Raw genomic sequence first — 14,154 nt, 5'->3', positions numbered from 1 at the left:
GGGCGCCCCTGGCGCGCTGCCGGGCCCAACTTGTTTGACGGCATCTTTGATGCAGGCCAACAAGGCGGGAGGTCTCAGGTTGTCGGCCAAAAGAGCGATCAGAGACCCGCAAAAAGCTCCGTCAGGCGGTTCATCTCGTTTTCGATACCGAAAGGTGCGTTCAAAACATACATCCCTGAACCAACCATCCGGTGCCCTTGGCGAACGGGTGGGAAACGAACCTCATGGCATACAGCTTTCGGAAAATCTTGTGAATTCAGGCTTGAAATCATTGGCTTGTGAAGATCGCTTGTCAAAATAGGATACCACAATGCGATCACGCCCACGTTCCACTTGCGATGTAGTTTGGCAATAATACCCGGCAGACGATCGTATTCGGATTTCACCTCATAACTCGGATCGATCAGCATGAGCCCCCGGCGCGGGGTCGGCGGGCAAAGCGATTGCACCAGCTCATACCCATCCCGTTTGTGAACCTGTCCGCCAAAGGGTGACATTGTCAGCGACAAGGCTTCGTATTCCTGTGGGTGTAACTCTGCCAGTTGAATACTATCGTGATCGCGCAACAGGTTGGCCGCGATCAAGGGTGACCCCGCATAGCTCTGCGACCCATGTTGTGCCTGCACTTTGGTCAAAGCCCGAGTCAACGGATGGGACTCTGCGAACCATCCCTCGCGCACTGCGCGCCCGATGCCGGCTGCGGCCTCACCTGTTCGGGTCGCTGCGGCGTTATCCAAGTGATAAAGACCTCGCCCGGAATGCGTCTCAAGATAGGTCAGTGGCTTTTCTTTTTGGGTCAGGTAATCCAGCATCCAAGCCAATAAAGCGTGCTTTTGTACATCAGCCAGATTTCCAGCATGGTAAATATGTTGATATGAGAGCATGTTGCCTTCTAAAGTCCCAATCAATAAGGCGGAAAGGTGCTGATTGTCGCGGAATCAGCCCTTTTACCGGACGAGATGGCACCCTATAAGGCATCCGTCCCGGAACCGTCGAGTCGCGGGCAGTGGAAATTCTGACGAACGGGATCAGTGAAAACATGGGCATTTTTGGCAATCTGGGCGGCTTGTTCACGGCGGACATGGCTATCGACCTTGGGACAGCGAACACGCTGGTTTATGTCAAAGGGCGTGGTGTTATCCTCTCGGAGCCGTCGGTTGTGGCCTATCACGTCAAGGACGGCGTTAAGAAAGTTCTGGCCGTGGGCGAGGATGCCAAGCTGATGCTGGGTCGGACGCCCGGTTCGATCGAAGCCATCCGCCCGATGCGTGAAGGCGTGATCGCCGACTTCGACACCGCGGAGGAAATGATCAAGCACTTCATTCGCAAGGTGCACAAACGTTCGACCTTTTCGAAACCCAAAATCATCGTTTGCGTTCCCCATGGCGCGACTCCGGTCGAAAAGCGGGCAATCCGACAGTCGGTTCTGTCAGCAGGTGCGCGTCGCGCAGGCCTGATTGCCGAACCGATTGCCGCTGCGATTGGCGCTGGCATGCCGATCACAGACCCAACGGGAAACATGGTCGTCGATATCGGCGGCGGTACGACCGAAGTCGCGGTTCTGTCGCTGGGTGACATTGTTTACGCCCGCTCGGTCCGTGTTGGTGGAGACCGGATGGATGAGGCGATCATCTCGTACCTGCGCCGTCAGCAAAACCTGCTGGTCGGTGAATCCACTGCGGAGCGCATCAAGACCACCATTGGCACCGCCCGTATGCCCGACGATGGCCGCGGCCAGTCGATGCATATCCGGGGCCGTGACCTGTTGAACGGCGTGCCCAAGGAAATCGAAATCAGTCAGGCGCAAGTCGCCGAGGCTCTTTCCGAACCCGTTCAGCAAATTTGCGAGGCGGTGATGACCGCGCTGGAAACCACGCCGCCCGATCTGGCCGCTGACATCGTGGATCGGGGCGTGATGCTGACGGGTGGTGGTGCGCTGCTGGGCGATCTGGATCTGGCGCTGCGCGAACAGACGGGTCTGGCCGTGTCGATTGCCGATGAAAGCCTGAATTGTGTGGCTTTGGGCACCGGCAAAGCGCTGGAATACGAAAAACAACTGCGTCACGCGATTGACTACGAAAGCTAAGGCGCGCACCTTTATGGGGTGAGAACTCGGGCACGAGCAGCACGGGAAGGTAACCTGTGGCAAAGGACCGATCACAACGCGACGAATACACTGCCCCTCTGCGCCGCCTGCTGTTGGGGATTGTTGTACTATGCTTGCTCGGAATCTTTCTGGTTTGGCGAATTGATAGCCCGCGCGTTGAACGTTTCCGCGCGCAAGTGGTGGATAGCGTCGTCCCCTCGATGGAATGGGCGATGGTCCCTGTGACTGGCCTGATCAATCTGGTCCGGGATTTCCAAAGCTACCAACGCCTGAGCGAGCAAAATCAAGAGCTGCGCAGTGAACTGCGCCTGATGCGAGCGTGGAAAGAAGCGGCCCTTCAGCTAGAGCAGGAAAATGCCCGCTTGCTTGATCTGAACAATGTCCGTCTGGACCCGCGTCTGACCTACATAACTGGGGTCGTAATGGCGGACAGTGGTTCTCCGTTTCGGCAGTCCGTTCTGCTTAATGTCGGCGAGCGTGACGGCATTATGGATGGATGGGCTACGATGGACGGGATCGGAGTGGTCGGGCGCATCTCGGGCGTCGGCCCTGACACGGCTCGGGTGATCCTGTTGACCGACGCATCCAGCGCCATTCCCGCGACGATTCAGCCTTCGGGTCAAACGGCCCTGATCGCAGGTGACAATACCTCGTCACCCGCCGTAGAGTTTCTCGAAAACCGCGAGCTAGTGCGCCCCGGTGATCGGGTTGTCACCTCAGGGGATGGGGGGGTGTTTCCCGGTGGCCTGCTGATTGGCCAAATTGCTGAGGACCCCGGTGGGCGCCTTCGCGTCCGTCTGTCTGCCGATTTCGAAAGGCTCGAGTTCCTACGCGTCTTGCGGTTCCATTCTGCCCCGGCGATTGACGATTCCGGCGATATCGTTGGCCCCAGACGCCCCGAGGCCGCCCTGACCCCTGCGGAGGTTGGTGATGGATAGGCAAGCGTCTCGACTCTGGGCCAAGCGAGGGCTGTATCTGTTTCTGGCGACACTGATCCTGTTCCTGCACCTTCTGCCATTGGATTCCAAGCCAGACCGATGGCCATTTCCGGATCTGCTTATCGCACTCACATTTGTCTGGGTTGTACGGCGACCTGAATACGTGCCTGTTCCCCTTATCGCGGTTGTCATGCTGACGGCTGACCTTCTGCTTCAACGACCGCCAGGGTTATTGGCCGCGCTGGTCGTTATTGGCGCGGGTTTTCTGCGAAACTCGGCACCAGGAATGCGGGACGGAGGGTTCGCAAGCGAATGGACAACGGCTGCGGTCGTGATCACGGCAGTTTTTGTGCTGAACCGGGTAGTTCTTGCTATTCTATCTGTGCAGCAGGCGGCATTGGGACTGGTCGTGATACAAGTGGTTTTGACAATCGCAGTTTACCCAGTGGTGGTTTTCCTAAGCCAGAGCGGCTTTGGCGTGCGACGTATATCTGCCGGTGAGGCCGGATCCGCAGGAGCACGGCCATGAAGCAGCGCAAACCAAAATCGCAAGGCCTTGCATATAAACGTCTACCCAGACGAGCGTTGATACTTGGTGGAATGCAAGCCGTCTTTATCGGCGGCCTTGCTGCGCGGATGCGGTTCATGCAGGTCGAGCAAGCCGACGAATACCGCCTGCTTGCAGAAGAGAACCGGATCAATATTCGCCTGATTCCACCAACACGGGGCCGAATTTACGACCGCAACGGGCAAATCATCGGCCAAAACTCTCCTTCGTACCGGATCGTGATGGTGCGCGAGGATGCCGGTGATGTGGATGCCGTTATCTCGAAACTGTCCAGCATTATTCCACTGACCCAAGATGAAATCGAACGCGCCAAAGCCGAGATGCGCCGCTCGGCCCCTTTCTTGCCCGTCACGCTGGCGGATCAGGTGACGTGGGAAGATATCTCGAAAGTTGCGGTTAATGCCCCCGCCCTACCCGGTGTAACGCCCGAAGTCGGTATGACACGGCAGTATCCGCGTTACGAAGACTTTGCACATGTGGTCGGCTATGTCGGCCCGGTCAGCGACTATGACCTAAGCCAGATCGAAGACCCCGAGCCCGTCCTGCGTATCCCCCGGTTCCAGATCGGTAAGGTTGGGTTGGAAGCGAAACAGGAAATTTCGCTGCGCGGCAAGGCAGGCGCCAAACGCGTCGAGGTCAACGCCACCGGCCGTGTTATGCGCGAGTTGGATCGTCAGGAAGGCGAGGCCGGAGCCGATCTGCAACTGTCCGTAGACGCTGACCTGCAGCAATACGCCCAAGCCCGACTTGCCGGAGAAAGCGCCGCCGCCGTCGTGATCGATTGTGAGACTGGCGATATTCGGGCGATCAGTTCCGCACCCAGCTTTGACCCCAACTTGTTTGTGCGCGGCATATCAGTTGCCGATTACCGAACACTGACGCAGGACAATTACCGCCCGCTTGCGAACAAGACCGTGCAGGGGACCTACCCGCCTGGGTCGACCTTCAAGATGATCACTGCCATGGCCGCACTTGAGGCTGGTGTCGTGGGTCCCGGCAATACCGTGTACTGCCCCGGTCACCTTAAAGTTGGCAGCCGACGTTTTCACTGCTGGAAACGCGGTGGCCACGGAACAGTTGATCTTGAGCTTTCGCTGAAACGCAGCTGCGACGTTTACTACTATGATGTCGCCCTGAAAACGGGGATCGACAAGATATCGGATATGGCGCGTACGTTCGGACTGGGGGTCAAGCACGACATTCCAATGTCTGCGGTCGCCGCTGGATTGGCCCCTAATCAGGCTTGGAAAGAGCGCGTCCACGGCGAAGGCTGGCTGGTTGGTGATACCGCGAATGCATCGATCGGTCAGGGCTTTATGCTGGCGTCCCCCTTGCAGCTTGCGGTTATGACCGCCCGAATTGCCACTGGACGTGAGGTCAAACCTCGCCTGGTTCGTTCGATCAACGGGGTTGAGCAGCCATCGGGTGCGGGCGAGCCATTGGCCGTAAACCCGAACAATCTGAAGTATATCCGCGAAGCGATGTTTTCGGTGTCCAACGACCGGCGCGGCACGGCCTATCGTAGTCGCATTATTGCAGAAGACTTCCGCATGGCCGGCAAAACAGGCACCAGCCAGGTTCGCAACATCACCAAGGCCGAACGCGCAGCCGGGGTTATCAGAAATGAGGACCTGCCGTGGGAACGCCGGGACCACGCCCTGTTCGTCAGCTTCGCACCTTATGACAAGCCCAAATACGCGATCGCCGTAGTGGTAGAGCACGGCGGCGGCGGTTCGAAAGCGGCGGCTCCGGTCGCGCGGGACATCATGTTGCAGGCGCTCTACAACGGCACACCTCCGCTAGAAGCTTATCCGGTTGCCGATCGGGACCGCATCAAAGAACAGCAAAAACAGCTTGAGGGCGACCGCCGCCCCAAAGCGCGTCCATCCGAGAAAGACCGCGCATGAGCTATTTGGAATACGCCGTCAAATCCACACCCTCGGGGTTTCGCAAATTCCTTTATATGAACTGGCCGTTGACGCTGTTGCTGATCAGCGTGGCCAGCGCAGGCTTCCTGATGCTGTTCTCGGTGGCGGGTGGATCATGGACCCCTTGGGCCGAACCCCAGATGGAGCGGTTCGGGCTGGGGCTTGCCGTGATGTTCATCATCGCCATGGTGCCCATCTGGTTCTGGCGCAACATGTCTGTCCTGGCCTACCTGGGTTCGATCGGGTTGCTGATCATAGTCGAACTTTTCGGAACGATCGGCATGGGCGCACAGCGCTGGATCGACTTGGGCTTTATGCGGCTGCAACCCTCCGAAGTCATGAAGGTCGCGCTGGTGATGGTTCTGGCAGCCTACTATGACTGGCTTCCGTCGCATAAAACCTCAAGGCCGCTGTGGGTTATAATACCGGTTGTATTGATCCTGATACCGACCTTCATGGTATTGCGCCAACCGGATCTTGGCACTTCGATCCTGCTACTGGCCGCGGGTGGCGGTCTGATGTTTCTGGCGGGGGTTCATTGGGCTTACTTTGCGGCTGTCATAGCTGCAGGCGTCGGACTGGTCGCCACAGTCTTCAACAGCCGCGGCACTGAATGGCAGCTGCTCAAGGATTATCAGTTCCGACGGATTGATACATTTCTGGACCCCTCCACAGACCCGTTGGGCGCGGGCTACCACATCACTCAGTCCAAGATCGCCTTGGGATCGGGCGGCTGGAATGGGCGTGGGTTCATGCAGGGAACGCAATCGCGGCTGAACTTTTTACCCGAAAAGCACACAGACTTCATCTTTACCACGCTGGCCGAAGAGTTTGGCTTTGTCGGCGGCATAACGCTGTTAACCCTCTACGGTCTGATCCTTGTCTTCTGTGTTGTAACAGCGCTTATGACGAAAGATCGGTTTTCGTCGCTGGTGACGCTGGGTATCGCGTTGAACTTCTTCCTGTTCTTTGCTGTGAACATGTCGATGGTCATGGGCCTTGCCCCGGTCGTTGGTGTTCCGCTGCCGATGGTCAGCTATGGTGGGTCGGCCATGCTTGTCCTGATGGCCGCGTTCGGCATCGTTCAAAGCGCGCATATTCACCGCCCCCGCTAAGCTGAAAGGCCACCAATGCCCGTAAACGTTCTGTTTTCTGCGCGCCCTGAACTATGGCCAGAATACCAACCCTTATTGACGAAAGGGCTATCCGACGCGGGGCTGGATGTTAATCTGGATACGCAGATGGCACCGGATCAGGTGGACTACGTGGTCTATGCCCCGAACGGTGGGTTGTCGGATTTCAGCCCGTACACACGGCTCAAGGCGGTGCTCAGCCTATGGGCAGGGGTGGAAAGCATCTCGGACAATCATACCCTGACCGTTCCATTGACGCGGATGGTTGATCACGGGCTGACTCAAGGCATGACTGAATGGGTGGTGGGACATGTGCTGCGGTACCATCTGGGTATGGACAAGCACATCACGGTCCAGAACGGCGTGTGGACACCTATCGCACCTCCGCTGGCTTCGGACCGCACGGTCTGTGTCTTGGGACTGGGCGTTTTGGGCAGCGCAGCAGCGCAAGCACTGGCCTATCTAAACTTTGACCTCATAGGTTGGAGCCGCACGGAAAAAAACATTCCCAATATCACTTGCATGCATGGCCAAGAGGGTCTGCGCACTGCCCTTTCCAAATCCGCGATCGTGGTTTTGTTGCTGCCCGATACACCGGCGACCGAGAATACGATCAACGCCGAAACGCTGGCCCTATTGCCCTCAGGCGCGTGCATTATCAATCCCGGGCGCGGGCCGTTGATTGACGATGACGCTTTGCTTGACGCGCTGAATAGCGGACAGGTCGGGCATACCACGCTTGATGTTTTTCGAACCGAGCCTTTGCCGGTGGATCACCCCTATTGGGCACATCCAAACGTAACCGTGACGCCACATATTGCGTCCGAAACACGCCCCGTAACTGCAGCGCAGGTGATCTGCGAGAATATTCGACGAGGCGAAGCCGGAGAGCCGTTCCTGCACCTCGTCGATCGTTCTTTGGGATATTAAGCGGCGATTAAACCCCGCCCTTTCAGCAGCGCCTCAACACCGGGAAGACGTCCGCGGAACGCCATATACAGATCTTCCGCTTCGCGCGAGCCACCGGTGGACAGGATATGTTCCTCTAACGCCTTGGCGCGTTCGGGATCAAAAGCGCCACCGGCCTCTTCAAAGGCGGCGAATGCATCTGCATCCATAACCTCGGACCACATGTAACTGTAGTAACCCGAACTGTACCCGTCACCGGCAAAGACATGCGAAAAATGCGGGGTTGCGTGCCGCATACCTATCGCCTGCGGCATCCCCAACTCGGCCAAAACTTCGTCCTGTTTTACCATCGGGTCGACAGGCGCGGGACCGTCATGAAAGGCCAAGTCAACCAAGGCCGAAGAGACGTATTCCACGGTCTGGAAACCCTGATCGAAATTGGCAGCCCGTAGGACTTTTTCCAACATGTCTTTCGGCATCGGCGCGCCGGTCTCGGCGTGAGTGGCGAATTTCGTCAATACTTCCGGGACCTCCAACCAGTGTTCATATAGCTGGCTGGGCAGTTCCACAAAATCGCGCGCTACCGACGTTCCCGAGATGCTTTCATAAGTCACGTCCGACAACATCTGGTGCAGGGCGTGACCGAATTCGTGGAACAAGGTTCGCGCATCATCGTATGACAAAAGCGTGGGCTCGCCTTTCGCAAAACTGCAGACGTTCTTGACGATCGGTGTTTGAACATCGGGAAACTTCGCCTGAGATCGCATGGCGCTGCACCACGCGCCCGAACGTTTGGATCCGCGCGCGATGTAATCGCCGATAAACACTGCAACATGCTGACCGTTCCGTGTGACCTCCCACGCACGGCAATCGGGGTGGTAGAGCGGCACGTCCAATGGTGCAAATTCCAATCCAAACAGACGATTGGCGCAATCAAAAGCGGCCTCGATCATTCGGTCCAATTGCAGGTAAGGTTTCAGCTCGGCCTCATCCAGATCATGTTCGACCTTGCGGCGTTTCTGGGCGTAATAACGCCAATCCCAAGCCTTGAGTGATCCGTTTACACCGTCGGCTTGCATCATCTGTTGCAGGGTTTCGGCGTCCGCATCCGCGCGCGACTTGGCCGGTTCCCAAACCTGCATCAACAATTCGCGCACCCGATCCGGGGTACCTGCCATTTCGGTTTCCAGCTTGAAGGCTGCAAAGCTGTCATAACCCAGCAGTTTTGCGCGTTCTTCGCGCAGGTGCAAAATCTCGGTCGCGATTTCCCTGTTATCCGTTTCGCCTCCACCTGCGCCGCGCGCTGTCCACGCCCGGTAGGCCTTTTCACGCAGATCACGACGGTTGGAAAACTGCAGAAACGGCACGATCAAGGATCGCGACAACGTTACAACAGGCCCGCCTGCACCTTTTTCCTCACCCGCCGCACGCGCCGCGTTCACGACGAATTCCGGCAAGCCTTCCAGATCATCTTCCGCCAATTCCATGAACCATTCACGCTCATCAGCCAGAATATTTTGGGTGAAGGACGTCCCCAATGACGCCAACCGCGCCTTGATCTCCTGCATCCGCACGTCTTCTGCGCCGGTAAGGGCAGCCCCGGATCTTACAAAACCGCGATGCGTCAGCATCAGCACACGTTTTTGCTCGTCACTCAGGTTCAGGTCATCCACCTGGCCCCAAAGATCAGCCAACCGGTTAAACAGGGCTTTGTTCGACGAGATCCCTGCGAAATGCGCCGCCAGCTTTGGCGAAAACTCGCGCTGCAATTCCTCGCGCTTGGGATTGCTGTCAGACCCTGCGACGGCATAAAAAACGGACAGAACCCTTTTCACCTGTTCACCCGCAACCTCAAGAGCCTCGACCGTGTTGGCGAACGTGGGTGCCTCTGGATTATTCGCGATTGCTTGGATTTCAGCGTTATGGGTTTGCAGGGCTTCGTCCAATGCGGGCGCATAATCTTCGTCGGAAATCTTGTCGAATGGTGCAATTTCGAACGGGGTCGTCCAATCGGACAGGATCGGGTTGGTCATAGAGCTCTCCTTTGACCATTACCTAGGAACAGAGGCGGCACCGGTCCAGTGCAGATAATCAATCTGTGCCGCAAACCGGGCAATCAGCGCGGCGCGACAGAGTGATTTTCCGGCTTTCGCCATAAAGTGCATCGTAGATCAGCATGTCGCCACGAAGGGCCTGACCGGCCCCTGTGATGACCTTGATCGCCTCGACCGCCATCATCGACCCCACCACACCCGGAAGCGGGCCAACCACTCCGGCCTCGGCGCAGGAAGGGGCTAATCCGGGCGCGGGTGCCTCTGGAAAAATGCATTGGTAGCAAGGCGCTTCGCCCGCAGGGTCAAAAACACTCAATTGCCCTTCCCACTGAGACAACGCGCCCGAGATCAGCGGTTTGCCCAATGCCGCGGCGGTCCGATTGGCCAGATAGCGCGTATCGAAATTGTCAGTACCGTCCAACACCAGATCAAAATCCGCAAACAGGTCGGACGCAATCTCGTCGGTCAGACGTCGGTGATAGGGCAAAACCACCACGTTTGGATTCTGCGCCAACATGGCCTGCTGCGCCGAAAACACTTTGGGCATACCGATATCTGCGTCTCGGTGGATCACCTGTCGCTGAAGGTTGGCATTCTCGACCACGTCATCGTCAATGACACCGATCGTGCCGACACCCGCCGCTGCCAAGTACTGCAATGCCGGAGCACCGAGGCCACCCGCGCCTATCACAAGCACCCGGGCGTGTTTCATCTTTTTTTGACCCGGCCCGCCCAATTCCCGCAGCACGATGTGGCGCGCATAGCGTTCCAGCTCAGTTTCAGAAAATTGGTCAGATGGCATGGCGGGCTCCTTGGTCGTGGAAGGTGCAGCGCGATCTCGCAGCGCTTTCAGCACCTTTCCATAAACCAGAACCAAAACCGCCGAGCCACCCAATATCAACCACATCGCAGCAGAACCACCGGTGGCCTCGCGCAAGGGGTGGCCGTCAGGTAGCACCAGCTGCGCCACGATGACACCTAGCAGCAAAACGCCGACCGAGGCCATGCGCGCGGTGCGTGACACACCCGCCAAATACCCGATACCCCACAGAGCGGAGGCAAGAATGAGGATCAGCAGCATCTAGCCTCGCCCGGTCGAACCAAAACCGCCCGCACCGCGATCCGTATCGCTGAGGGTATCGGCTGCCTCGAACACGGCTTGCACAACCGGGGCAACAACCAATTGGGCGATACGCTCGCCATGTGCGATCTCAAAGGTATCCTGGCCCGCATTCAGGACAATCACACCCAAAGGGCCACGATAATCGCTGTCAATTGTGCCGGGTGTGTTGGGCAAGGTGATGCCGTGTTTCAAGGCCAGTCCCGAACGCGGCCGCACCTGAATCTCGTAACCCTGCGGGATCTCAACGCGCAATCCAGTGGGTACCAGCGCTCTTTGACCCGGTTCCAGTTGAATTGACGCTTTTCCCGGCAGGTTCGCGCGTATATCTGCGCCCGCAGCACCTGCGGTCTCATATGAGGGCAATGGCACCGACAAGTCGGAATCCTCGTCTCGGATCACACGGATCGCTACCATCCTGGGTCCTTTCATCTATCCTGTAAGCGCATCGGCAATTTTGGCGGCCAGGCGTTGGGCGACCGCGTCTTTCCCCATACGCGGCCATGCTTCGGCACCGGTGTCGGAAATCAGGGTCACCGCATTCTCGGACCCGCCCATTATGCCGGTCGCGGGGCTGACATCGTTCGCGACAATCCAATCGCAGCCTTTGCGCGCACGTTTGGCGGTTGCATGTTCGACCACGTTATCTGTTTCCGCAGCGAACCCAACGACAAGCGAAGGGCGGCCCGCCTTTAGTTGAGAGATGCGCTTCAGAATGTCCGGGTTTTCGGCGAACTCGAGCGCAGGCAAGCCATCACGGGTTTTCTTGAGCTTTCGATCCGAGGCGCTTGCCACCCGCCAATCGGCAACGGCTGCAGCAAAAACGCCTGCATCAAAAGGCAGCGCGGCGTCAACCGCGTCAGACATTTGTTGAGCGGTCTCTACGGACACCACCTGAACCCCTGCGGGCGGCGCGACATCGGCAGGTCCGGTCACGAAAATCACCTCAGCCCCCAATGCTGACAGCGCGCGTGCGACTGCTGTGCCCTGCGCGCCAGAAGATCGGTTCGCGATGTATCGGACCGGGTCGATCGGTTCATGTGTCGGGCCAGACGTGACCAGAACACGTTTTCCAGCCAACGGTCCGTCGCCCAGTTGCGCCTCGATAGCTGCGACAATCTCAAGAGGTTCCGACATGCGGCCCGGTCCATATTCACCACAAGCCATGTCGCCCTCATTCGGGCCAACAAACTGAACACCATCTGACTGCAATTGCCGCAGATTGCGCTGGGTCGCGGGATGATCCCACATCCGGACATTCATGGCAGGCGCACACAGAACCGGCGTGTCAGTCGCCATCAGCAAAGTCGAGGCCAAATCGTTGGCCAAACCTGCAGCCATCTTCGCCATCAAGTCAGCTGTTGCGGGGGCAACAACCACCAAATCCGCCGAGCGAGACAGCTGGATATGGCCCATCTCGGCCTCGTCTGTCAGGTCGAACAAGTCACGATAGGCTTTTTCACCCGCTAGTGCAGAAACCGACAGCGGTGTTACGAATTCCTCAGCGGCTTTCGTCAGGACAGGCGTCACGGCAGCGCCGCGTTCTTTCAGCCGACGGATCAGATCCAGCGACTTATAGGCCGCAATCCCTCCGCCGATGATCAGCAGAATGCGTTTGGATGCCAGCATGTTTTGCCCTTCCCGTGCAGATCGGTCCCGACATTAGGCAAGGCTGCGCTCCAGTACCAGCCGTTAATTCTGTGTCTGGAACGCCAGACAGGGATCTTCACGTTCAACCGTGGGACTGTCGATCACGGCATCAAACTCTCCGTTAATATTGCCATCTTCGGATTGTCCCAGAACAAAAACCTTCAGGCCCGGGCGCAGGCGCGACAAAAAGGTGGGAATGCCGCGATCCTTGCGAGCATGGCCATTGCCCGTGATCACTGCGATCGGGCCGCCAGTTTCGTCATCGGCACGGAGGATGGCACGGGTCAGAACCGCATCGCGTAGGCGTTGTATCGCCACCATTTGCGGCAAAGCCTCAGCAGGCAGTGCGTTGCAATGAGCCGCCATTTGATCAGCTTCTCGCTCTGCCTGATCTGCTGCAGACAGCGGCACCGTCAGACCGTACCGCGCAGCATCCGCGCCCAATGCTGTCGCCGCGCCCCGTTGCATTGCCGCACGCGCCGCCGCACGTGGTACCATTGCGCCGTAGACCGGTGCGTCGGTAGCCTGAAAAACAGGATAATACAGGCTGAGAGGCGGCCATCCCATCTCTGCCCACTCAAGAATACGGGCCAGTTCCTCGGGGTTGGTCGCAGCTTTCTGCCCAAGCCGTCGCGCGCCCTCTTCGGTGATCATCTCCCATACAACAGCGGATGGGTTGATCAGTTCCAGTGCTTCTTTTTGAACAATATGGTGCTGAGGGTTGTCGTGAATCTCACCCAGAATAACGATATCTGCGGCCTGCATTGCCGCAGCTACCTCATCAGGTATCAATTGTTCGGCACGGGCCAAGCCCGGCGTAACCATTAGTGCAATAAGCAGAATCGCAATCTGTTTCATGCGATGAAGTGTTGCACCTCGCGCGATTGAGCTTCAAGGTTCTTGCGCATTTTTACAAATGCAGCGGCCTCAAGCTGGCGCACACGTTCTTTCGAAAGACCCAGCTCCTGCCCAAGGCTTTCCAGTGTCCGCGCTGGTTCGCGCAACTTGCGCTCTCGCACGATAAAGCGTTCACGGTCGTTAAGAGATTGCATCGCGGTCACCAACCATTCGCGAAGCTGCTCGGTGTCGTGGCTGTTTTCGACAGTTTCTGCGGCTTGCTCGCTGTCGTCTTCCAGCGCATCAATCCACTCGCGACCATCTTCGTCTGCAGACTGAACTGCGTTGAGCGAGAAATCCGATCCCGAAAGCCGGCCCTCCATCATCTCAACATCGCGAAGAGGCACACCAATCTCGGCGGCAATCATCTGATGCAACTGGTGGCGATCAAGGTCCATGCCTTCGGTTGCAGCCTCACGTTCCAGACGTGCCTGAACCCGACGCATATTAAAGAACAGCGATTTCTGGGAAGAGGTCGACCCGGTCCGAACCATCGACCAGTTCCGCATCACATAGTCCTGAATGCTGGCCTTGATCCACCAAACCGCATAGGTCGAAAACCGCACACCGCGATCAGGGTCAAACTTGTCTGCCGCTTTCATCAGACCCAGCCCGGCCTCTTGGATCAGGTCGTTCATCGGGGCGCCGTAGCGTTTGAACTTTGCAGCCATCGAGATTGCCAGCCGCATATAAGCGGTGATCAACCTGTGAAGCGCCTGCTCGTCGCGGTGGTCTCGCCACGCGTAAGCCAGTTGTAATTCTGTTTCCGCGTCCAGCAACTCGGCTTTCATCGCCTGCCGTGACATTGAGAAATCGTTCGTATTGTCCAGTGCCATGGAAATCTCCCCTT

Annotated in this window: 13 protein-coding genes; 6 read left to right on the top strand and 7 right to left on the bottom strand. The window is 57.7% G+C overall.

What is annotated here, in order from left to right; all coding sequences use genetic code 11:
* Positions 1–98: 98 nt before the first annotated feature.
* The gene (gene rlmJ / locus ACR0BD_RS03045; protein WP_480828803.1) at positions 99–884 is read right to left on the bottom strand and encodes a 23S rRNA (adenine(2030)-N(6))-methyltransferase RlmJ; all 786 of its coding nucleotides are present in this window, start codon (positions 882–884) and stop codon (positions 99–101) included.
* A gap of 155 nt (positions 885–1,039) precedes the next feature.
* Here rlmJ and ACR0BD_RS03040 point away from each other — a divergent pair, with 155 nt between their 5' ends.
* The 6 genes from ACR0BD_RS03040 to ACR0BD_RS03015 are packed head-to-tail and all read left to right on the top strand — an operon-like array spanning position 1,040 to position 7,604.
* On the top strand, positions 1,040–2,086 hold the full coding sequence (locus tag ACR0BD_RS03040) for a rod shape-determining protein (protein ID WP_039523195.1): 1,047 nt from the start codon (positions 1,040–1,042) through the stop codon (positions 2,084–2,086).
* 56 nt (positions 2,087–2,142) lie between these two features.
* Positions 2,143–3,045 carry a rod shape-determining protein MreC gene (gene mreC / locus ACR0BD_RS03035; protein ID WP_480828802.1) on the top strand — a complete coding sequence of 301 codons (903 nt, stop codon included), beginning with the start codon at positions 2,143–2,145 and terminating at the stop codon, positions 3,043–3,045.
* Positions 3,038–3,574 (top strand): rod shape-determining protein MreD, encoded by a 537-nt coding sequence (locus ACR0BD_RS03030; RefSeq protein WP_480828801.1) that lies wholly within the window; start codon positions 3,038–3,040, stop codon positions 3,572–3,574. Before mreC ends, ACR0BD_RS03030 begins: the two co-directional genes overlap by 8 nt.
* Entirely contained in the window at positions 3,571–5,520 is a 1,950-nt protein-coding gene (gene mrdA, locus ACR0BD_RS03025; protein ID WP_480828800.1) for a penicillin-binding protein 2, read from the top strand. Before ACR0BD_RS03030 ends, mrdA begins: the two co-directional genes overlap by 4 nt.
* Positions 5,517–6,656 carry a rod shape-determining protein RodA gene (gene rodA, locus ACR0BD_RS03020; RefSeq protein WP_480695148.1) on the top strand — a complete coding sequence of 380 codons (1,140 nt, stop codon included), beginning with the start codon at positions 5,517–5,519 and terminating at the stop codon, positions 6,654–6,656. The genes mrdA and rodA overlap by 4 nt, the downstream gene beginning before the upstream one ends.
* A 15-nt stretch (positions 6,657–6,671) precedes the next feature.
* Positions 6,672–7,604, top strand: a complete 933-nt coding sequence (locus ACR0BD_RS03015) for a 2-hydroxyacid dehydrogenase (RefSeq protein WP_480828798.1) — start codon at positions 6,672–6,674, stop codon at positions 7,602–7,604.
* Here ACR0BD_RS03015 and ACR0BD_RS03010 read toward each other — a convergent pair.
* From ACR0BD_RS03010 to ACR0BD_RS02985, 6 genes are all read right to left on the bottom strand, one after another.
* On the bottom strand, positions 7,601–9,616 hold the full coding sequence (locus tag ACR0BD_RS03010) for a M3 family metallopeptidase (RefSeq protein WP_480828796.1): 2,016 nt from the start codon (positions 9,614–9,616) through the stop codon (positions 7,601–7,603). The genes ACR0BD_RS03015 and ACR0BD_RS03010 overlap by 4 nt on opposite strands.
* A 58-nt stretch (positions 9,617–9,674) precedes the next feature.
* A complete protein-coding gene (locus ACR0BD_RS03005) occupies positions 9,675–10,718 on the bottom strand; it encodes a HesA/MoeB/ThiF family protein (protein ID WP_480828795.1) in 1,044 nt (347 codons plus the stop codon).
* Positions 10,719–11,174, bottom strand: a complete 456-nt coding sequence (gene dut, locus ACR0BD_RS03000) for a dUTP diphosphatase (protein ID WP_480828830.1) — start codon at positions 11,172–11,174, stop codon at positions 10,719–10,721.
* Between the two features lie 15 nt (positions 11,175–11,189).
* Complete coding sequence (gene coaBC, locus ACR0BD_RS02995) at positions 11,190–12,386, bottom strand: bifunctional phosphopantothenoylcysteine decarboxylase/phosphopantothenate--cysteine ligase CoaBC (RefSeq protein WP_480828794.1); 1,197 nt, start codon at positions 12,384–12,386, stop codon at positions 11,190–11,192.
* Between the two features lie 63 nt (positions 12,387–12,449).
* Positions 12,450–13,265: a ChaN family lipoprotein gene (locus ACR0BD_RS02990; protein ID WP_480828793.1), complete on the bottom strand. Its 816-nt coding sequence runs from the start codon at positions 13,263–13,265 to the stop codon at positions 12,450–12,452.
* Entirely contained in the window at positions 13,262–14,140 is an 879-nt protein-coding gene (locus ACR0BD_RS02985; protein ID WP_480695162.1) for an RNA polymerase factor sigma-32, read from the bottom strand. The genes ACR0BD_RS02990 and ACR0BD_RS02985 overlap by 4 nt, the downstream gene beginning before the upstream one ends.
* Positions 14,141–14,154 lie beyond the last annotated feature (14 nt).

The organism is Ruegeria sp. G5 (genome assembly GCF_056533365.1).
The sequence above is the reverse complement of the archived record's forward strand: the minus strand, read 5'-3'. Positions and strand labels throughout refer to the sequence as shown.